Source organism: Cardinium endosymbiont of Philonthus spinipes, assembly GCF_964030745.1.
Taxonomy (GTDB): Bacteria; Bacteroidota; Bacteroidia; order Cytophagales; family Amoebophilaceae; genus Cardinium.
On record NZ_OZ034918.1, the window covers coordinates 666,684 to 685,500 of the forward strand.

The following is an 18,817-nucleotide window of genomic DNA, read 5'->3' on the forward strand; positions in this document are numbered from 1 at the left end:
ATCTATTCACGTCACTGGTTAATAATGAATTGTATTCCACTTTTTTCTTGATAAAAAAGTGGACAAAAAATCAAGCCCTCGGCAAAAAGTTCCGGAAGCCACCCCTTACAGATGGAAAAACAGAAGTCGCCCGCTGCGCGGGCTTCAAAGGAATCTGTTTTTCCCAATCATCTGCAAGGGGTGGCTTCTATTTCGAAACTTTTTACAGGGGCATTTTATCACTATGGCCATAGTGTTGAACAGATACGAAAACTCAAGCCCTGGGCAAAAAGTTGGGGCATTTTACTACTATGACTATAGCGTTGAACGCATACCCATATCGTTCAGCTGTTAGTGTTTTACTAGAGGGCCATTTTTTATCGAAGGAGACGCGGGGGCTGGTATTTGGTTAGCTATTTACTTTTTTGCCTCTGTTTCCGGTTTTTTATTCTGAGTTGGTGTAGGTGGATGTTGTATTAAGCTTATTTCATTTCGCAATTTACCAGCATATTTGTTGCCTATCTCCTTTTTATGCTGTAGCGTTCCTATTTCCTTATCAATTTCCTTGAAATCAGTTTCTTGTAAGCTCTCTTTTACAATACCTAGGATATATTTAAACATTTTAAGGTTAGCATTAGACCCGAAAAGTCCTGGCTCTGGTAGATAGGCAGATGCAAATACAGAATGGTCTTTTTTATCTTTTTGAAAGAGGCTTTGACGAGCCGCATCCTTGTTTTGATCTTGAGTCTTGGTTGGATCTTGAGTCAATAGTTTATTCCATATTAGGCTAAATGCTTGTTCTCTATTGCAAATAGCAGCCATATGTAGCGGGCTTCTTTTTTCGTTATCTACACTAGTAACGTCAATGTGTGTACTTGATACTAAGGCGCTAACTATTAGAATATCTCCCATTTCTATAGATTTGGTAAGAGGTGTTTTACCGCTTGATTCGTCAGGTAAATTTTGAAAATTCTCATTTTTATGTTTTATATTTCTCTCTGTATCATTAACCAAACGTTGTAAAACAATTTTCACCTTTTCTAAAATTCCGGAAAGTACTGTAGCGTATAGCAAGGAACGCGGTTTATGCTTGTCTTTGCTTGGAACTAATAGGCTAATATCTGTCGTATTATCTACTATTACCTGGAAATTCTGTGGACTTGGTTGCATTGCCATGAAATCTGACGTCTGCATATCCAATAGCCTAGCAGCCCCTCCTCTACAAGTATATGCGTGCAAAACAGCTAATAAAGATAAAATAGTCGTTCCTTGTACCAAAAAGGAATGCCGCTTGGTATGCCTCTTTAATTTTCTTATTTCCTTAAACATCGTGATATGCTCTGTGTAGAATGGTCTGTGTAGATTGTGATTTTTTACTATAAACTAACTATGATTTTTTGTCTGTTATGCTTAGAACAACTATTTGTAATACTATTAAATAATATTCAAAAAAACAAATTTTGAGCTTAAAATCAAAGCAGGTGTTTTATATGCTCCTTAAATCCATCAAGCTGATTTTCTCGTCCGCTTGTAAGCTGCTTGATGAATTAATTTTTATCACCAGATGGGTGCGGAGGATACAATTGTATCATACGAGAATCGCTGTTTTTAGTTTTTCTAGATGTAGAGGAAAAGCAATCAGGAATACAATGTTTCGCATAAAGTAATTTCTCTAAAAAAGAGGAATCAACTTTTTCAGAAACGCTATTAATAAACTTTACTGCTCTTAATAAAATATATTTTTCTCTTTCATTTACAATTAAATAAGCTCTTTCTTCTATATAATTTTTGTTCAGCTTTTCAGGATTTATCATGTACCATTTTTGCTCTTGTTCTATTTCAGATAATTGTTGATAACCTTCTGCTGGTAAATCAAAGAAATCTGATTCTACTATTTCTTGTTCAGCATACTGATAAAGTATTTGTATGCCCCTACCTGTTTCTATAAAATCAAACATACTGATTGTTTTAATTTATTAATTTGATCTTTAGCTAATTTAGTATATCTAAATAATTTTTTTCAATGGATCTCTTTCGCAACCTAATCCCAAAACGCTCTATGCAAAATATTCGATTTGAGATCGAGACAAACCAGTAAGTGCAGCTATGTCATCTATAGGGTAACCCTTTAGCAGCATAGCCTTAGCTATAGCAAGGGCTTTATCCCTTTCTCCCTCTAGCTTTCCTTCTAGTTTGCCCTCTAGTTTGCCCTCTAGCTTACCTTCATTTCTGGCTTTCTCTAGTGTATTTGCTTCTATTCTCCACCATTTCAAGTGGTCTTCATAAGCCATTCTTTCCTCATCGGTAAAGTTCATGGTCTCTAAAACATGCAATGCCTTTTTTAGGCTGTCGTTATTCAAGGGTTCAGGTAAGTTATCTTTGTTGAGGAGGTCGTTTCGGGTAAGAAAAGCAGTCCAAATGTCTAGTGCGTTTTTTATCTTTGTCAATAATGTTTTTAGATCTTCATTAGGATCGTTACTGAATTTAATCAGCTCTATGGTATGCAATTCTAGGTCTGTAAAGTAGGGTAGGCCGCTCTCTTGTTCTGTGATATGAAATATATTGTGATATTTGTTACTATGCGGTATAGAAGTAAAATTAAGAATATGAATGCCTATTGCTTTGTGTAAACTGGAATAGGTCTGAGAAGCTTTTAGTTGCTCTGTATATAACTTGGCCCAGTAATATAATGCGCGTTTGTCGTAATCTGCTTCATCAGAGATTTGGATCTCTATATTAAACCTTTTTCCTGTTTCACCTACTGCTTTTATATCTAATATAGATAGCTTATCACTTCTAAAATTTTTTGGGTTATAGGGGTTCAATAGAGTAAGATCTACCACTTGATCTTCTGGTAAAACAGTAGCATTTATTAAGGAAATCAGTAGATCCTTATTTTCTTCTACACCAAAGATTTTTTTGAACGCTAAATCTATTTTAGGGGTAATTTTTTCCATAGCTTATTCCATTCTTTTCGACGTAATGCCAAATGCATGGGCGTGGCCCGCAATGCAAGATAGATATTTTTTTTCAGCATTTGATTGGATGCGCTATTTTATTTAGCCATACCTTTTGATAAAGCAAGAAGTAGCATATATAAAGTTGACCTTATGGAATCTACGGTCAATGTTAAAGAGCAGCACTATAACCTACTAGAAGCCTAAAATAGGCAAGGAGAAAGCTGAAAGCGCAGATAACGGGATTACACAGAGGTAAACTTGCTACCTGTACTTTCAGCTTAATTATTAAGGACTTTTTTCTGCTACTTAACCAGCTTGGGCTTTTTGTAACTGGGTAGAGTGCTCAGTTGACTCAGCTTCCTTTTGATCAGGAAGGGGTCTTGACGGTACTGATGGTACTGATGATGTTGACTTTATTATGTTGCGCAATTTAGTAGCGTATTGCGTACTAATTCCGCCTTTTATCCTAGGTGTAACTTCTCGTTCCTTAATTTTGTTTAAAATAACTTTCTCGATATCCTGCCACTCCTTTTGTGGTAGGATACTCTTTATAACTTCTATAGCGTCCTTAAACATTTTAATATTAGTGCCAGTAATAGCGGGTTCTGTACTAAGTTTGGATAAGTAGATATACTCCCACATAGATTTCTTACCTGCAGTTGGTGACCCAAAAAGTTCCTTTAGCTTGCCCTGTACGTTATCTTTATCTTCCTTAGCTAGTACGCTTAGACGGTCCAATATTGCTTTAAATGCCTCTTCCTTATTGTGAGAAACAATTGTATGTACTAACTTTTGGTCTATTTTTTCTAGAGGTAATTCCTTGATCAATTTGGGTACATTTGACTGGTCATATAGGATGCCTATATCTATGGCAGATCTGCCTTTATTATCCTTTATCCATAGCTTCTCTTTTTGGTTATGCTGCAAAGCTAGCTCAATTAATTTACCTTGTATGTATCCTTGTTTATACTTCATAGCTGAATGCAATGCTGTTTTCCCATCTTTATTTTGTGCAAATAAAAATTCTAGCGATTTGTCCTTAAAACTCTCATGAGTAGGACTTTGAGAATCCAAAACTTTTTCAATGCATTGAATTAATTTTTCTTGTACAGCTTTTTGTTTGTGTCTTACCGCTAAATGCAGAGCTGTGTCCTCATTGGTTTTATTTTTTGTAGATAATAGCCCATACTCCTGCTTATTAAATAACCGATTAATAAATTCAAGTGCTATATTCTCCCACTTATTTTCAATGGCCAAATGTAAGACTGTATTACCTGAAATTGGATCTATAACCGTGATATTAATCTCATCAACAGCTATTGTACTTAACAATTTGGTAACCATTTTGAGTTGCTTATGTGCAAGCGCTGATAAAATCGAGGTAGGGTTTTTTCCTTGTGGCGTCCCTGCTTTATTAATATGAATGCCTTCTTGGGTAATTAAAAGGTCAAATCCGAATTCATAACCTTTCTCTATAGATATTCCAATGGGTGTTTTTTGACTTTTTGGGTCAATTGCGTTGAGTGCTTTTTTAAAATTTCCCTTAAAATTTGTATCTTGTTTATTATCGTTATAGAACTTTAAAAACATTAACAATTTCGTATCCTCCTTGTTCTCTACCAGAACGTAGAGTAGGCTCCGCCCAGTTTTATCCTTAAAAATAGCGGTACTCCCCTTTTCGAACTTTTCTTTTAGCTTGTCAGGGAAAGTTTCAATTGGCGTCATTGCCACATAATACGCTGCTCCGCGTTGGTTCCACCCGCGGCAGCCCTCCGCGCCTTGCAAAACAACCGATAACGACAACACCGCAATCCCTTTTGCCAATAGACTCGATCGTTTACCATTTACATTAAAGTATTTCATATAAATTTCTTTGATTGATTTTTTAATAGATCATTGGTTTCCTCGTTTTTTTTAAACGGAGGGAGGCCTTCATTACATTATAAGCAATCCATGCTAAAAAAGCTAAATTGTGTTGAATGTTTTTACATCTTATGGTAGATTTCGTAAGAGGTCTGTTGCCAATTTGGTTTTAGTGTCTTTGCATCTGGACCAAATTCCTTACTTTTAAGTCCCTAAAGTACAATATTTATATGGCTATGTCAAAACCAGTTGAACCTACGCCATTGATGCGGCAGTATTTGGCTATTAAGGAAAAATATCCTGGAGCATTGCTGCTGTTTCGTGTGGGTGATTTTTACGAAACTTTTTTGGAAGATGCGGTTACCACCAGTAAGGTGCTGGATATTGCGCTTACCAAGCGGGCGAATGGATCGGCTGCTAGTGTGGAACTGGCTGGTTTCCCCCACCATTCTTTGGATTTGTATCTGCCTAAATTGGTGAAAGCGGGCTACCGTGTGGCGATTTGTGATCAATTGGAAGATCCTAAGCAGGCTAAGGGTATTGTACAAAGGGGGGTTACGGAATTGGTCACTCCTGGCCTCTCTTTTCATGAAGCGGTTTTGGATAAAAGGGCTAATAATTACTTGGCATCTATTTTTTTTGATAAAACATTGCTGGGTATGGCTTTTTTGGATCTTTCTACGGGGGAGTTCTTTGTAGCCCAAGGGGCCGCTGATTATATGCAGAAGGTGTTGCACCATTTGGGGCCGGTTGAAGTGGTTTTTAGCAAAAAACAGCAAACTGCATGGAATGACTTTGCGCAGGGTGTGGCGCATACTTATGCCCTAGATGAGTGGGTGTTTCAGTTTGACTATGCCTATGGCTTGCTGAATAGCCATTTTGGAACCCATTCGCTAAAGGGGTTTGGCATCGCAGACTACACTGCGGCTATTGTAGCAGCAGGTGTGGTTTTACACTACTTATCTGAAACAGAACATAAAGCCATTCAACACATTCGTTCCATTGCCCGCCTAGAGGAGCATCACTATATCTGGCTGGACCAATTTACCGTTAAAGCCTTGGAACTGCTGGTTCCCCAGCAGGTAGGAGGCACCCCGCTGATTGAGATATTGGATAGAACGGTTACCCCCATGGGAGCACGGCTACTTAAAAAATGGTTACTGTTTCCACTTAAAAAAGTTAAACCGATTCAAGAACGACTCAATATAGTGGAATACCTTGTGCAGGATACCCCATTGGCTACATTATTGGTCGGCTATTTGCAACAAATAGGTGACTTAGAACGACTGATTGCTAAGGTGGCTTCCAGCAGGGTAAATCCACGGGAGATGGTCGCCTTAAAAAGGGCATTGGAACAGGTGCAAGCTGTCCAAACAGCGTTGCAAGCGGTTAAGTGTCCTTTGTTGCAAAAATTGCATGCACAACTCCATGGATGTGCCGCTTTGGTGGAGCGTATTCGTCATACCCTTCAGGATGATCCCCCGATATCCTTCCACCAGGGAGGACTCATTCGTCCGCATGTAGATGAGCAGTTGGATGGATTCCATAAGATCATTTACGAAGGCAAAGATTATTTGGTCCAGCTCCAACAACAGGAGAGCAAGCGGACCAATATTCCATCCTTAAAGGTCTCTTACAACCGTGTGTTTGGCTATTACCTCGAGGTACCCAATGCCCATAAAAACAAAGTACCTGCAGATTGGATGCGCAAACAAACCCTAGCTGGTGCAGAACGGTACATCACGCAAGCATTAAAACAATATGAAGAGCAGATCCTCCATGCAGGTGAAGCGGCACAGTTGCTGGAGCAACAACTCTATCAAGCGTTGGTAGCCGAAGCGGTAGAATTTATTCCACAGATTCAGGAAAATGCAAAGTATGTTGCACAACTAGATTGTTACCTTTCCTTTGCCAAACAGGCCGCTGAACATCAGTATAGCAAGCCTATGATAGATGACGGTACGCTGCTGAATCTCAAAGGAAGCCGCCATCCTGTTATTGAGCAGCGATTGCCCATAGACAAAACCTATATGCCTAATGATATTTGTTTAGATCCGTCCGCACAACAAATCATTGTGATTACAGGGCCTAATATGGCTGGTAAATCAGCCCTATTGCGTCAGGTTGCGCTTACAGTATTAATGGCACAAATGGGTTCTTTTGTGCCCGCTGCCTCGGCCCATATTGGTGTGGTAGATAAAATATTTACACGAGTAGGTGCATCGGATAACTTGGCCCAAGGGGAATCTACTTTTATGATGGAGATGACTGAAACAGCCAGTATTATGCACAACCTTAGTGACCGTAGCCTCGTATTGATGGATGAGATCGGACGAGGTACCAGTACCTATGATGGCATTTCTATTGCCTGGGCATTGGTAGAATATTTACACAATCATCCCCAATATAGAGCTAAAACACTTTTTGCTACCCACTACCATGAGCTAAATGAACTAGCAAAAGAGCTCCCTAGGGTTAAAAACTTTAATGTAGCGGTGCAAGAAATAGACCGAAAGATTCTATTTCTACATAAATTGGTGGCTGGAGGGAGTGAGCATAGCTTTGGCATTCATGTGGCCCAAATGGCTGGTATGCCCGCTATAATTGTGGAAAGGGCTAGAGCCGTATTGGCCCATCTATCGCAAGTGGGGGGCAAAATGCATGCAAAGGTAGAACCATTACCTACAGCGGAATACCAGCTTAAACTTTTTGCTCCAAGTGAAGCGGGAAGTAACCTTATAGCGCTCTTAGAGGCTATTGATATCGATACCCTTGCTCCAGTAGAAGCTTTAGTAAAGTTAAATGACCTTAAAAATATGGTTAAAAGTTTTAAAGATTAGCTATAAAAGTGAATGGTAATTTTGAAAAAAAAGAATCTTTAAGTAAATTGGGCTTATTGTGTAGCTTATAAGCGAGAATAGCTCAGTTGGTAGAGCACGACCTTGCCAAGGTCGGGGTCGCGGGTTCGAGTCCCGTTTCTCGCTCGTTTGGTCTGTTCGGGTAGCCTAAATGCCTTGCCAGGATGGTGGAATTGGTATACACGCAAGACTTAAAATCTTGTGGCCTTAGGCCATGCGGGTTCGATCCCCGCTCCTGGTACTCATCAAATTTTTTCTGGTTGTACCGATGGGCGTTTGCGCTATTTCCTTTTTAGATGTTGTGGCATGCATAGGCTCATCTACAGCAGTACTTTCCCTGCTTCCACAGATTATACAGTCCTATAGAACCAAATCTGTTCATGATGTTTCCATGTTGATGCTCTTGAACCTAACGGTTTCCTCGATTAGCTGGACCCTTTATGGCGCAATGACTGCTGATCGGCCATTGCTGCTTACCAACCTGTTGCTCACCTTGGGATCTTTGATTATGGTGGGGCTTAAATGGAAATATAACTCAATTGAGCATTAGTCGCCCGATGCGCGGGCTTCAAAGGAAAATTTACTTTTCTGCCGTATTCATTCATCACTATGGCTACGTTTTTCTGAAAAAAGAAATGGCTGACCAATTATCAGCTCCTTATCTCCTTCGATAAAAAATGGCGCTCTAGTAAAACACGAACAGCTGAGCGATATGTTTTTTAGCGGATTAGAAAAGTATCTGTTCAACACTATGGCCATAGTGATAAAATGCCCCTGTAAAAAGTTTCGAAATAGAAGCCACCCCTTGCAGATGATTGGGAAAAACAGATTCCTTTGAAGCCCGCGCAGCGGGCGACTTCTGTTTTTCCATCTGTAAGGGATGGGTTCCGGAACTTTTTGCCGAGGGCTTGATTTTTTGCCCACTTTTTTATCAAGAAAAAAGTGGAATACAATTCATTATTAACCAGTGACGTGAATAGATACAAAAAATTGGTGTGCAGTAAAAAAAATGGTATGCGTTCAACGCTATGGCCATAGTAGTAAAATGCCCCTGTAAAAAGTTTCGAAATAGAACCCATCCCTTGCAGATGATTAGGAAAAACAGATTCCTTTGAAGCCCGCGTAGCGGGCGACTTCTGTTTTTCCATCTGTAAGGGATGGGTTCCGGAACTTTTTGCCGAGGGCTTGATTTTTTGCCCACTTTTTTATCAAGAAAAAAGTGGAATAAAATTCATTATTAACCAGTGACGTGAATAGATACAAAAAATGAACCGATCTGTTGAAAAACAGATCGGTTCAAGGCTAAAATTTTACTAAAGTGTAAAATGGTAAAATACCACTAACACCTTAATTTTGAGGGAGTATCAAATTATGGCTATCTGTTTAGTTTGTTACTGACACTTTATCAGCATTTGCAAGCTCTGCCTCATGTTTTTCTTCAGCGGCTGCTTTTAATTTTCCTAAAGTGCGAACAGCTAGCAACCAAAGTATAATCACAGCTATAATGATTAGCAGAATGGGCGTGCGAATATTGGCGATATCACCACCACCTAGTAAGGTAGACATGCTGGTAAGCAACACAGATGCTAAACTCTTACCTAAACGAGAGCCTACGCCGTCTACAGCTGCTTTTCCACGTACTTTGGTTTCTTCATCTAGTGGAATATAAACTGCTTCCTTGGTTGGATCAAAAAGGACATATTTAACTGATTTAATCAAAACTACATTGTAAAGTCCTACTTGAACAGCAAGGTACAAGGCAGTAAGGTTAAAACCCTTTAAAAAGTTATCTAAAGCATCACCAAATCGAAGGAAAGTGAAAAATAAAACCGTCATCACCAATGCTGTTACCGGTGTGGTAGATGCAGCAAAACGCCATCCTCTTTTTTGCATCGGCGTGGCAAGAAACAGTGTTACCAAAATAGAGATGATACCTACGGCAATTTGCTGTTCTGCATAGATTTTTGCATACATGGCATTGTCTCCAGTGAATTTCACATACTGTTGAATTTGTGCTTTTTGCACTGCTTCAAAAAGCGCAATCACTAACCCGTAACCGATTACCAGTATAGAAAGCAACATTAGATACCTAGAGCCAGCTAGGAACTTCATGGAATCCATGAAAGACATTTTTACCTTTACTTTTTTAGGCTTTTGCTGAATTTGATAGTAGGCCGGATTGGCTTTTATATCTGAAGTAAAATAATTATATACCACCAGAATCAAAACAATAGCTACCACCACAAACTTTAATCCTTGATCAAAGTTTTTACCCACACTTTCTAGCTTTAAAATGAATCCAGCTAAGATGCTTCCAACGGCAGCAAACATACTTAAGAAGCTATAAAATCTTTTAGCCTGATTTACAGAAGTAATCTCATTTACAAAGGTCCAAAATAGCACACTTAATGCAAAAGTACCCCAAGCCTCAGCATGAATATAGAAGAGGGAGATAGGCCAATGGCAAATTGCCCCCCACAGTCCTACAAGGCTTGGAAACTTTGCTTCAAGCATTTGTGAGAGTGTATTGAGCTGCAATAGTTCTTTTTGTGGCAGTAAAAAAAACAGTGAAAGGGCAAAAAAAGCAAGAAAGTAAATCATCACTGCATTGAACCTGCCATCCCTTCCTGTAGAAAGACTCACTTTGCTATAAAGAATGGTAAAGAAAATCATACTGGGTGTAATCGCCACTGCTTTTAACCAGTAAATAGCTGTAGCGTTTACTTCCTTAAGGATATTCATATCTTTAAGGGAGCGTGTAAGCGCATAGCAGAAAGATATGAGAATAAATATAAAAGCCATTGGTAAAAATTTACGTAGCTCACTTTTGTGAATGGGAAATAACCTCCCACGCATGTTCCCAAATTCTTTTTTTGTGCTCATTGTATTTTTTATTTAGTTAGGATATAAAGTATAAAATTGAAACTGAATCAGATACTTTATGATGTGTAAAATGTTTTTATAAAATATTATGCTCTTTTCATAGTTCTGTATTTAGGGTTAGATAGCTGGATACGCTCTCAGGAGTAGCTTGCATGGCCATATCGCCTTTTGCCCAGTTGGCTGGGCAAACTTCTCCAAATTGGGTTACATGTTGCCACATATCAATAACACGCAATATTTCATTGATATTTCTACCTAGTGGTAAGTCATTAATGGACATATAACGGATGATTCCCTCTTTATCAATTAAAAAGGTTCCACGATAAGCTACTGGAATACCTGTGAAAATCAATTGATTGTGCTCATTATAGCTCCAGTCTCCTGCCAAAACACCATAGTTGGAAGCAATGGTTTTACTGGTATCGGCAACCAATGGATAGGTGACGCCCATAATACCTCCTTTTGTTTTGGGTGTATGCAACCAAGCAGCGTGGGTTTCTTCTGTGTCAGTGGAGCAACCAACCAGGGCTACACCACGCTCTATGAATTGAGGTAAATGTTGTTGAAAGGATAATAATTCAGTGGGGCAGACAAAAGTAAAATCCTTTGGATAAAAGAAAAAAAGTACTTCTTGTTTCCCTAAAAACTGCTCCAGTGAAAAGTCTGTTACGATGTTTTCACCACTTATGACAGCAGGCGCCCTAAAAGTAGGGGCCTTGGTTCCTAATAAATGCACGATGTTGTATATGAATAATTAAAATATAACGAGTCGCCTGCTGCTCCTAACGTTATTCCGCTTAGAAGCCCGAATGGGGCTAACCCTTACACTGCAAATTTATACTTTTTTTAATAAATCACATTATATACTACTTTTTTCTTGATAAGAAAGTTTCTAAAAAATCAAACTTCCATCTAAAAAGCTGCTGTAAGTGGGCGGTTAAGGGCCCACCGGCGCATCATATCTTTTTACAAATGGTTAAAACGGCAAATCATCTTCTACATCATTTGATGGAGAGGGTTCAGTTGATTTATTGGCTTTCTCTAAGCGCCATGCCTGCAAGGAATTGAAATATTTCACAACTCCTTCTGGATTGGTCCATTTTCTGCCCCGTAAATTGAAATGGACGGTTATTTCTTCTTTCTCCATGAATCCGTCTAGTAGATCACATTTGTCCTGAATCAACTCAAAGGAGATGTATTCTGGATATTGTGGATTTTCTACATATTCTACCACAAAATTTCTTTTTTTAAATGATTCAGACACTTGTTGTGGTGGACTAATTTCAAATAATCTTCCAGTTATATGCATAGTTATCTATTGGTTTGATGAAATAAAAATCCTACTCTCCTCAAGCCTGGATGATCCAGATTGCTGCTTTATGCAGCTCCACTGGTGATTATCTTAATTATTTTTGGAAAATACAAAAGCAATTAAGAATAATAGCCCTGCTATGGTAACCATTGTAGCTGCTATAGCGCTATTCAACCAGAAACTGACATAATATCCACTAATAGATGTGAATATAGCAAAGAGTATATTGTAAAATAACAAACGTTTCAGACATTTTGTAACCAAATAGATGGTTGCAGCTGGAACAATCAACAGGGCAACTACTAAAATGGCTCCTGCTACTTCAAATGCAGCAACGGTTGTCAGTGAGGTGATGCCCATTAAGCAATAGTGCCAACGGGTGGTGTGCACCCCAATGCTTTGGGCAAATTGTGGATCAAAAGTGGTTACAAATAGCTGCTTATAGCCTATGATCAGAAAGGTTAAGTTAATGGCTAAAACGGTTGATAAAATATAAAATGCTTTGGGGCCTAGGTTGATGCCGCTATTGGTGCGCCATACGTCTAATGGAACGGTTGCCAATTCACCATATAGGCTGCATTCTGGATCTAAGTCTATTTTTCTACTGAAAAAGGAGATAAGGATAACCCCTAAAGCAAATAGAAAGGTGAAGTTAATGCCTATGGCCGCATCTGCTTGAATGCTTATTTTTTTTTCTAAAAATGCGATGAGAAAGGTGACCAATAGGCCTGTTATGGCTGCTCCAGCAAGCAGTATAGGGGAGTTTTTGGATCCAGTGATCAGGAGGGCCAATACAATGCCTGGCAGGGTGGAATGGGCAATGGCATCTCCCATCATGGCTATTTTCCGCAATACCAAATAGGTGCCTACTAAGGCACAATTGATACTGGCAAGTGCAGCAATGATAATGGTCCAGAGTGCATCCATGGCTAACATCTTACGCCTAAGGCTGTGCTTAATAGGTCAAAGAGCTCGGACCAACTATAACTGCTTTGCACGCCTGTTTGCATATTCTTTAGGGTGTAATGATTCATAGCATATTCTGTTTCTCCTAGTATAATCACAAAAGGGATATTTTTTTTATGAGCATAGCTTAATTGTTTTTTTATTTTTGCCCGCTCGGGATATATTTCTGTCTTAAACCCATGTAGGCGCAATTGACTCAATAGGTGGAGTAGTTGCCTTTCTGCTTTTGCTTCTATGTTGGTTAGCAGTACGTCTGTTGTGTAGGTGGTAACGGGGTTGAAAAGGTTTTGCTCTTCCATAAGGTCGTAGAGTCTATCTATTCCAAAGGAAAACCCTACGCCAGCCAATCCGGTTGCGCCAAATAGATCGCCAAGGTTTTCATATCTTCCTCCTCCGCCTAGGCTGCCTATTGATGTATTTTCCACGGTTAGTTCCATTACGAGTCCGGTATAATAGGCCAAGCCTCTTGCTAGAGTTGGTTCAATACAGCATGTGCCGTTTGGTAGGCCAAGTCCATCTGCTTGTGTGAGTATGGTTGTCAATGCTTCTATTGCCTTTGATCCTGAATCGGTGTGGCCAATAGTTGCTTGCAATTGGGTCAACAGTTCGCTATTGTTCCCTTTAAATTTTTGCAATAGCGCAAGCGATGCAATGGTTTGGCTGTTAAAGTCTGCTGCTTGTAGTGCAGTTATAACTTTTTCAAAGCCAATTTTCTCTAGCTTATCTACAATGGTGCAAAAGGTTTTTTCTTTTTCAGGTTCAGCAATAGCGGATAGTATGCCTCTATGGTTGATTTTGATGCGAAAGTCTCGTAATTGTAGCTTGGTACATATGTCGTAGATTAATTTTAACATTTCTGCTTCACATAATAAAGCGTTGCTGCCCACGATATCTGCATCGCACTGTAAAAATTCTCTATAACGCCCTCTTTGAGGCCTGTCTGCCCGCCATACGGGTTGTATTTGGTAGCGTCTAAAAGGGAAACATATTTGATGCTGGCCCATTGCAATATGGCGCATTAAGGGGACGGTTAAATCATAACGCAGCCCTTTATCGCTGATCAGTGGCTTGAGCTTTTTGTAGTCTGTAGCGTTTGTTGGTGAGGTGGCTGCTTCTAAGAAGTTACCAGACTTCAGGACGTTAAACATCAGTTGCTCTCCTTCCTGGCCATATTTTCCTGTAAGGGTAGTGCGGTTTTCCAGTGCAGGGGTCTCCAGTGGCTCAAAGCCATAGGATGCATAGATAGATTGAATGATGGAAAGCATATAGTTGCGCCGGTAGACCTGTAGGGTGCTGTAGTCGCGCATGCCTTTTACAAGACTGGGTAATAGGGCCATCTACTTTTGCGAATGGGTGAAAGATTAAGACCTTCTGCAAAAGCTATTTCTAATGGAAATTTTGGTGTTGAAGCTTGTCTATGCTCCTCAAATACATCTAGTATGCTGCGGTGCTCGGCTGCGCTTCTCCTAAAAATTGCTGATCACAAATAGCTTTTGCAGCAGGTCTATAGGTTTTTATTTGAACCTACGACAGCTGCTAATTTACAGGATCATGAGGTGATTCACAATAGTTGATTGGTCATTACTCTTTTTTTGAGCCAGCAAAAAATAGAATATACATTTCTTTTTTCTACAATCTATTTGTTAATGTTGAAATATATTTTTAATATAAAAAATGCTATAACAACCAAAATTAATACCACTATATGCAATCTACCATTTATTCAAATTATTTAAAGCAACTCGTTGCTATTTTTATGCTGTTTGGTCTGATCGTTTTTAGTGGAGGTTGTTTGAAAACTATGGAAGCAGCTCGGCCAGTCAGTTGTGCATCAAGTTGTAAGCTTGAAGTTTGTATAAGCAACGGTAAACGTATTCTCCAAGCTCTAACAAAGGCTATGCAAAAGAAAAGCAATCTAAAGCAGTGTTGCGGCCATACATCTGATAGATGTCTGTTAGAGAATAATACTAATAAGGATGCGTTACTGTTTGTTCTAGACAAGCATATGCAAGCGCTTACGGAAGAGGAAAAAGCAGATATAGAAGAGGTTATTATTAAACTTTCTTGTGATGCTATAAGCCCATTGAAAAATGCTGGAGTTACCCTTGTAGAAATCGTGGAGGATATATCAGAGCAATTAGGCATACATGCAAAAAAGGGGAAACAGTTCAACTTGGTAGAGGGTGACCAAAATGGGCTAGGGGAGTGTGTACTGTGCTTGTGTGATCTGAAAGGTAGTTTGACAGTCCTTCCATGCCATCATACTCATGTCTTTCATAAAGACTGTATTAAACAGTGGGTTAGGAGTGAAGTGCCTCCTCCTCCTCGCCTATGCCAATGGTGCCTAAAGATTTTCTACTTATTCCATAAGCCTACCTGTCCTATTTGCCGACAACCTTTTAATCCAAATAAGTTAGATTGATTCACAGAATCAGATTACAAAAAGATAAAAACATTTCAATGTAAAACTTTTTCTATCGAATTTTTAAAGTGACCAGGGTGGCAATGGCTAATAAAATGCTAAAGATTAAAAATCGCGTTACAATCTTTGACTCATGCCATCCTAATTTTTGATAGTGGTGGTGCAATGGTGCCATTTTAAAAATTCTTCTACCTACTCCGTAGCGTTTTTTAGTAAATTTAAAATAGCTGGTTTGTAAGATTACCGATAGATTTTCTATCAAAAATATGCCACACAGCATGGGAATGAGTAGCTCCTTACGAATGCAGATGGCTACTACGGCAATAATGGCGCCAATGGTTAAACTACCTGTATCACCCATAAAGATTTGTGCAGGATAGGCATTATACCAAAGAAAACCCATACATGACCCTACAAATGCACAACAAAATATAGTCAGTTCCCCCAAATTTGGGATATACATGATATTTAAATAGTTGGCAAATATCATGTGTCCGGATAGATAAGCAAGGATGGCCAATGTAGTACCTACGATTACAGAGGTACTAGCTGTTAACCCATCTAGGCCGTCTGTTAGATTAGAACCATTGGAAACAGCTGCAATAATAAAAGCTACTATAGCCATATACAACATCCATGTATAATGGGCATTACCTAGTAAGCTAGCTGTTATTTGTGCATAATCCATTTCATTTCCTTTGAAAAATGGAATGGTTGTTTTGGTAGATTTGGTATCGATATATCCAAAGGGGGCTTGATCCATTGGTGTAGTGGGTATTGCTTGGGTTGGTATGGCTACCTCACGTATGACTACGTCCTTATGTAGATACAATGTTGTACTTACCATACAACCTAAAACAATTTGGCCTAATAGTTTGATCCATCCATTCAGTCCATTTTTTTGTTTTTTAAATACCTTGATGTAGTCGTCCAAAAAGCCAACTAAGCCCATCCAAATGGTAGTGGTTAATAATAGAATGATGTATATATTGTGCAATTTTGAAAAGAGTAAGGTAGGCACCACCGTTGCCAGTATCATGAGCATACCCCCCATGGTGGGGATGTTGGCTTTCTTTTTGGCTTCGTGAAATCCTAAAGGTCGATTGGGCTCAGTGATTTGCTTTTTTCTTAAGTAGTCTATAAAGGGTTGGCCTAGTAGAAAAATGATGGTAAAAGAGCTGAGTGTGGCCATGGCTGCTCGAAAGGAAATGTACTTAAACAGGCCGGTGCCAGGCCACTGAAAGGCAGTATGTAGGTATTTGAATAAATAGTATAGCATATAATCGGCTGTATCTACCTTTTTAACAACCTCCTGAGTACCTTACCTATAGGTGATTTGGGTAAACTGTTACAAAACTCCACATATTTAGGTACTTTATAGCGGGCCATTTTTGCTTTACAATAGGCTATAATTTCTTCAGCAGTAAGTGTGGCATCCTTCTTTACAATAAAGACCTTAATGGCTTCTTTTAGACTGACATCAGTTATGCCAATAGCGCCTACTTCTAACACTTTGGGGTGACCGATTAGGGTTTGTTCGATTTCATTTGGATAGACGTTAAAACCAGAAATATTGATCATATCCTTTTTTCGGTCTACAATAGATACAAATCCATTTGCATCCATGGTGGCAATATCGCCTGTTTTAAACCATCCGTTCACAAAGGCACCAGCTGTTTCTATTGGTTTTTGCCAATAGGCTTGGGTGAGCTGGGGCCCTTTGATCAATAGTTCACCAGCTGTTCCATAGGGAAGCTCTTTACCGGTTTCATCCGCTACGATTACAAAAGTACTAGGCAGTGGCATATGGTGGATGCCATTGATCATATCGGTGGAGATACCAGGCGAACATTCGGTTAACCCATATGCTTCTATAAGCTTGCTTCCGGTTAGTTTTTCCCACTGGTTTTTAACTTTTTCTAGTGTTTTCATGCCCCCTGCTATGGTGAGTTTTAAAGCAGTAAGTTTGAGTTTTTGGAATTTTTTATGGGTCAATAGCTTTTCAAATAAGGTATTGATGCCTATGAGACAGGTAGGCTTGGTTTTCTGTAATGCTTTTATAAACCGTGGAATATCTCTAGGATTTGTAATCAATGAACATTTTGCGCCTAACTTGGCCATGGCAAATAGGCTGCCTAATCCGAAAATATGATAAAGTGGTAGTGGAATGATGGTCCGTTCTTCTTTTTCCTTTAATAAGAGACGCATCACAGGCTCTAATTGCTGAAAATTAGCGGTAAGGTTTCCATGTGATAGCATCGCCCCTTTGGATACACCTGTTGTGCCACCTGTATATTGTAAAAAAGCAATATCAGAAGATTGTAAAGCAACAGGATGCAAAATAGCCCTTTTCCCTTTTGCTAAGACTTCTTTAAACGAGATGGCCTGTGGTAGGTTGTAGGGAGGAACCAGTTTTTTAATGTGCTTAATGGCAAAGTTGAGTAACTTCCCTTTTATGGAGCCAAGCAGGTCACCTACTTTGGTAACAATAACGGTTTGAATGGATGTATCTGGCAAAATTTCAGCCAGTTTATGGGCAAAATTTTCTAATATAACGATTGCGTGCACCCCTGCATCTTTGAGCTGGTAGGCCATTTCAGAAGGGGTATACTGTGGATTCATATTCACTACGACTAGTCCAGCACGTAGCATACCCAATACCGCAATCGGATATTGCAATAGGTTCGGCAGCTGAATAGCTACATGTGATCCTACTGATAAATTGGTATATTGCTGAATATAAGCTGCAAAAGATTTAGACAACTTATCTACTGTACTGAAACTCAGTACTTTACCCATGTTTTCATACATCGGTAAGTCTTGATATTGCTCAAAGACTTCCTCCATAAAATGGACCAATGAGTTGTATTTAGACGCATCAATGGTATGTGGGATGGAAGCGGGATAATGCTGAATCCAAGGTCTTCGGCTCATAGTATGTAAAACTACTTTAATGTTTTTTCAAACTCCACTGCAATATAGTATAATTTTATAATTTTTATGAGGTCTGGTCTCGATGGGCTGCTCATTTTTATTACAATTTTATTTTTTAGATTTGAAAGATTTGTAGAGACCATCTTTTTTAAGTCCATGTCAGGTAAGAGAACCACACCCCAGCTTTGCATTAAGAATAGACAAGCCCATTTTTCCTATACCTTGTTAGATAGGTATACGGCTGGAATTATTTTGCAAGGAACAGAAATAAAGTCCATTCGAATGGGCAAAGCATCGCTTCAGGAGGCTTATTGTTATTTTAATCAAGGAGCGCTTTGGATAAAGGGGATGCATATTGCTGCCTATATTCATGGTACTATCTACAATCATGAGGAAAAACGTGAACGTCAGTTGTTGTTGAAAGGAAAAGAATTACAGAAATTACTTAAAAGCCAGTCAAAAGGGTTGACCATTATTCCTATAGAATTGTTTATTAGTCCACGTGGGTTTGCTAAACTAGTCATTGCTTTGGCGCGTGGTAAAAAACTATACGATAAGCGTCAGACTATTAAAGAGAGGGATTTGGAGCGATCTGGGCAGATATGATCCACAAGATTATATGCCATGGCTGTAAGGAAGT

General features: G+C 39.1%; 17 protein-coding genes and 2 tRNA genes. 7 read left to right on the forward strand and 12 right to left on the reverse strand.

The window, feature by feature from the left end:
- Positions 1–111: 111 nt before the first annotated feature.
- Positions 112–294 (forward strand): hypothetical protein, encoded by a 183-nt coding sequence (locus tag AAHM81_RS02860; RefSeq protein ID WP_342265007.1) that lies wholly within the window; start codon positions 112–114, stop codon positions 292–294.
- A 102-nt stretch (positions 295–396) separates the two neighbouring features.
- On the opposite strand, the gene AAHM81_RS02865 is transcribed toward AAHM81_RS02860, so the two are convergent.
- From AAHM81_RS02865 to AAHM81_RS02880, 4 genes are all read right to left on the reverse strand, one after another.
- Positions 397–1,308, reverse strand: a complete 912-nt coding sequence (locus AAHM81_RS02865) for an ankyrin repeat domain-containing protein (protein ID WP_342265008.1) — start codon at positions 1,306–1,308, stop codon at positions 397–399.
- Between the two features lie 218 nt (positions 1,309–1,526).
- Positions 1,527–1,937, reverse strand: coding sequence for a hypothetical protein (locus tag AAHM81_RS02870; protein WP_342265009.1), 411 nt, complete (start codon positions 1,935–1,937; stop codon positions 1,527–1,529).
- A gap of 99 nt (positions 1,938–2,036) precedes the next feature.
- Entirely contained in the window at positions 2,037–2,936 is a 900-nt protein-coding gene (locus tag AAHM81_RS02875; RefSeq protein ID WP_342265010.1) for an Rpn family recombination-promoting nuclease/putative transposase, read from the reverse strand.
- Positions 2,937–3,245: 309 nt separating this feature from the next.
- Positions 3,246–4,802, reverse strand: a complete 1,557-nt coding sequence (locus AAHM81_RS02880; RefSeq protein ID WP_342265011.1) for an ankyrin repeat domain-containing protein — start codon at positions 4,800–4,802, stop codon at positions 3,246–3,248.
- A 236-nt stretch (positions 4,803–5,038) separates the two neighbouring features.
- On the opposite strand from AAHM81_RS02880, the gene mutS reads away from it, so the two are divergent.
- The 4 genes from mutS (at position 5,039) to AAHM81_RS02900 (ending at position 8,210) form a co-directional block, all read left to right on the forward strand.
- The gene (gene mutS / locus AAHM81_RS02885; RefSeq protein WP_342265012.1) at positions 5,039–7,642 is read left to right on the forward strand and encodes a DNA mismatch repair protein MutS; all 2,604 of its coding nucleotides are present in this window, start codon (positions 5,039–5,041) and stop codon (positions 7,640–7,642) included.
- A gap of 71 nt (positions 7,643–7,713) precedes the next feature.
- Positions 7,714–7,786 (forward strand) — tRNA-Gly (locus tag AAHM81_RS02890).
- Between the two features lie 32 nt (positions 7,787–7,818).
- Positions 7,819–7,901, forward strand: a tRNA-Leu gene (locus tag AAHM81_RS02895).
- Entirely contained in the window at positions 7,875–8,210 is a 336-nt protein-coding gene (locus tag AAHM81_RS02900) for a SemiSWEET family sugar transporter (RefSeq protein ID WP_342265013.1), read from the forward strand. The genes AAHM81_RS02895 and AAHM81_RS02900 overlap by 27 nt, the downstream gene beginning before the upstream one ends.
- Positions 8,211–8,387: 177 nt before the next feature.
- Here AAHM81_RS02900 and AAHM81_RS02905 read toward each other — a convergent pair whose 3' ends face one another.
- The 6 genes from AAHM81_RS02905 to hisS all read right to left on the reverse strand — a co-directional run bounded on the left by AAHM81_RS02905 (position 8,388) and on the right by hisS (position 14,158).
- Positions 8,388–8,531, reverse strand: a complete 144-nt coding sequence (locus tag AAHM81_RS02905) for a hypothetical protein (protein WP_342265014.1) — start codon at positions 8,529–8,531, stop codon at positions 8,388–8,390.
- Positions 8,532–9,043: 512 nt separating this feature from the next.
- On the reverse strand, positions 9,044–10,543 hold the full coding sequence (locus AAHM81_RS02910; protein WP_342265015.1) for an Npt1/Npt2 family nucleotide transporter: 1,500 nt from the start codon (positions 10,541–10,543) through the stop codon (positions 9,044–9,046).
- 97 nt (positions 10,544–10,640) lie between these two features.
- Positions 10,641–11,279: a peroxiredoxin gene (locus AAHM81_RS02915; protein WP_342265016.1), complete on the reverse strand. Its 639-nt coding sequence runs from the start codon at positions 11,277–11,279 to the stop codon at positions 10,641–10,643.
- Positions 11,280–11,519: 240 nt separating this feature from the next.
- A complete protein-coding gene (locus AAHM81_RS02920; RefSeq protein WP_342265017.1) occupies positions 11,520–11,852 on the reverse strand; it encodes a DUF3127 domain-containing protein in 333 nt (110 codons plus the stop codon).
- Between the two features lie 93 nt (positions 11,853–11,945).
- Positions 11,946–12,791: a metal ABC transporter permease gene (locus AAHM81_RS02925; protein ID WP_342265018.1), complete on the reverse strand. Its 846-nt coding sequence runs from the start codon at positions 12,789–12,791 to the stop codon at positions 11,946–11,948.
- Positions 12,785–14,158 carry a histidine--tRNA ligase gene (hisS, locus tag AAHM81_RS02930; protein ID WP_342265019.1) on the reverse strand — a complete coding sequence of 458 codons (1,374 nt, stop codon included), beginning with the start codon at positions 14,156–14,158 and terminating at the stop codon, positions 12,785–12,787. The genes AAHM81_RS02925 and hisS overlap by 7 nt, the downstream gene beginning before the upstream one ends.
- 368 nt (positions 14,159–14,526) lie before the next feature.
- Here hisS and AAHM81_RS02935 point away from each other — a divergent pair, with 368 nt between their 5' ends.
- Entirely contained in the window at positions 14,527–15,243 is a 717-nt protein-coding gene (locus tag AAHM81_RS02935) for an RING finger domain-containing protein (protein WP_342265020.1), read from the forward strand.
- Between the two features lie 52 nt (positions 15,244–15,295).
- On the opposite strand, the gene mraY is transcribed toward AAHM81_RS02935, so the two are convergent.
- Both mraY and AAHM81_RS02945 read right to left on the reverse strand, forming a co-directional pair.
- Complete coding sequence (gene mraY, locus AAHM81_RS02940) at positions 15,296–16,522, reverse strand: phospho-N-acetylmuramoyl-pentapeptide-transferase (RefSeq protein ID WP_342265021.1); 1,227 nt, start codon at positions 16,520–16,522, stop codon at positions 15,296–15,298.
- A gap of 14 nt (positions 16,523–16,536) precedes the next feature.
- Complete coding sequence (locus tag AAHM81_RS02945) at positions 16,537–18,177, reverse strand: AMP-binding protein (protein ID WP_342265022.1); 1,641 nt, start codon at positions 18,175–18,177, stop codon at positions 16,537–16,539.
- 156 nt (positions 18,178–18,333) lie between these two features.
- On the opposite strand from AAHM81_RS02945, the gene smpB reads away from it, so the two are divergent.
- Positions 18,334–18,783, forward strand: coding sequence for an SsrA-binding protein SmpB (gene smpB, locus AAHM81_RS02950; RefSeq protein ID WP_342265023.1), 450 nt, complete (start codon positions 18,334–18,336; stop codon positions 18,781–18,783).
- Positions 18,784–18,817: the final 34 nt, after the last annotated feature.

Bases quoted from the DNA above. Each gene is read 5' to 3' on its own strand.
- AAHM81_RS02935 (WP_342265020.1), top strand. From the start codon at position 14,527: ATGCAATCTACCATTTATTCAAATTATTTAAAGCAACTCGTTGCTATT.
- mutS (WP_342265012.1), top strand. From the start codon at position 5,039: ATGTCAAAACCAGTTGAACCTACGCCATTGATGCGGCAGTATTTGGCT.
- AAHM81_RS02920 (WP_342265017.1), bottom strand. From the start codon at position 11,852: ATGCATATAACTGGAAGATTATTTGAAATTAGTCCACCACAACAAGTG.
- AAHM81_RS02860 (WP_342265007.1), top strand. From the start codon at position 112: ATGGAAAAACAGAAGTCGCCCGCTGCGCGGGCTTCAAAGGAATCTGTT.
- hisS (WP_342265019.1), bottom strand. From the start codon at position 14,158: ATGGCCCTATTACCCAGTCTTGTAAAAGGCATGCGCGACTACAGCACC.
- AAHM81_RS02910 (WP_342265015.1), bottom strand. From the start codon at position 10,543: ATGAGCACAAAAAAAGAATTTGGGAACATGCGTGGGAGGTTATTTCCC.
- AAHM81_RS02900 (WP_342265013.1), top strand. From the start codon at position 7,875: ATGCGGGTTCGATCCCCGCTCCTGGTACTCATCAAATTTTTTCTGGTT.
- AAHM81_RS02905 (WP_342265014.1), bottom strand. From the start codon at position 8,531: ATGGAAAAACAGAAGTCGCCCGCTGCGCGGGCTTCAAAGGAATCTGTT.
- AAHM81_RS02925 (WP_342265018.1), bottom strand. From the start codon at position 12,791: ATGTTAGCCATGGATGCACTCTGGACCATTATCATTGCTGCACTTGCC.
- smpB (WP_342265023.1), top strand. From the start codon at position 18,334: ATGTCAGGTAAGAGAACCACACCCCAGCTTTGCATTAAGAATAGACAA.
- AAHM81_RS02945 (WP_342265022.1), bottom strand. From the start codon at position 18,177: ATGAGCCGAAGACCTTGGATTCAGCATTATCCCGCTTCCATCCCACAT.
- AAHM81_RS02875 (WP_342265010.1), bottom strand. From the start codon at position 2,936: ATGGAAAAAATTACCCCTAAAATAGATTTAGCGTTCAAAAAAATCTTT.
- AAHM81_RS02865 (WP_342265008.1), bottom strand. From the start codon at position 1,308: ATGTTTAAGGAAATAAGAAAATTAAAGAGGCATACCAAGCGGCATTCC.
- AAHM81_RS02870 (WP_342265009.1), bottom strand. From the start codon at position 1,937: ATGTTTGATTTTATAGAAACAGGTAGGGGCATACAAATACTTTATCAG.
- AAHM81_RS02880 (WP_342265011.1), bottom strand. From the start codon at position 4,802: ATGAAATACTTTAATGTAAATGGTAAACGATCGAGTCTATTGGCAAAA.
- mraY (WP_342265021.1), bottom strand. From the start codon at position 16,522: ATGCTATACTATTTATTCAAATACCTACATACTGCCTTTCAGTGGCCT.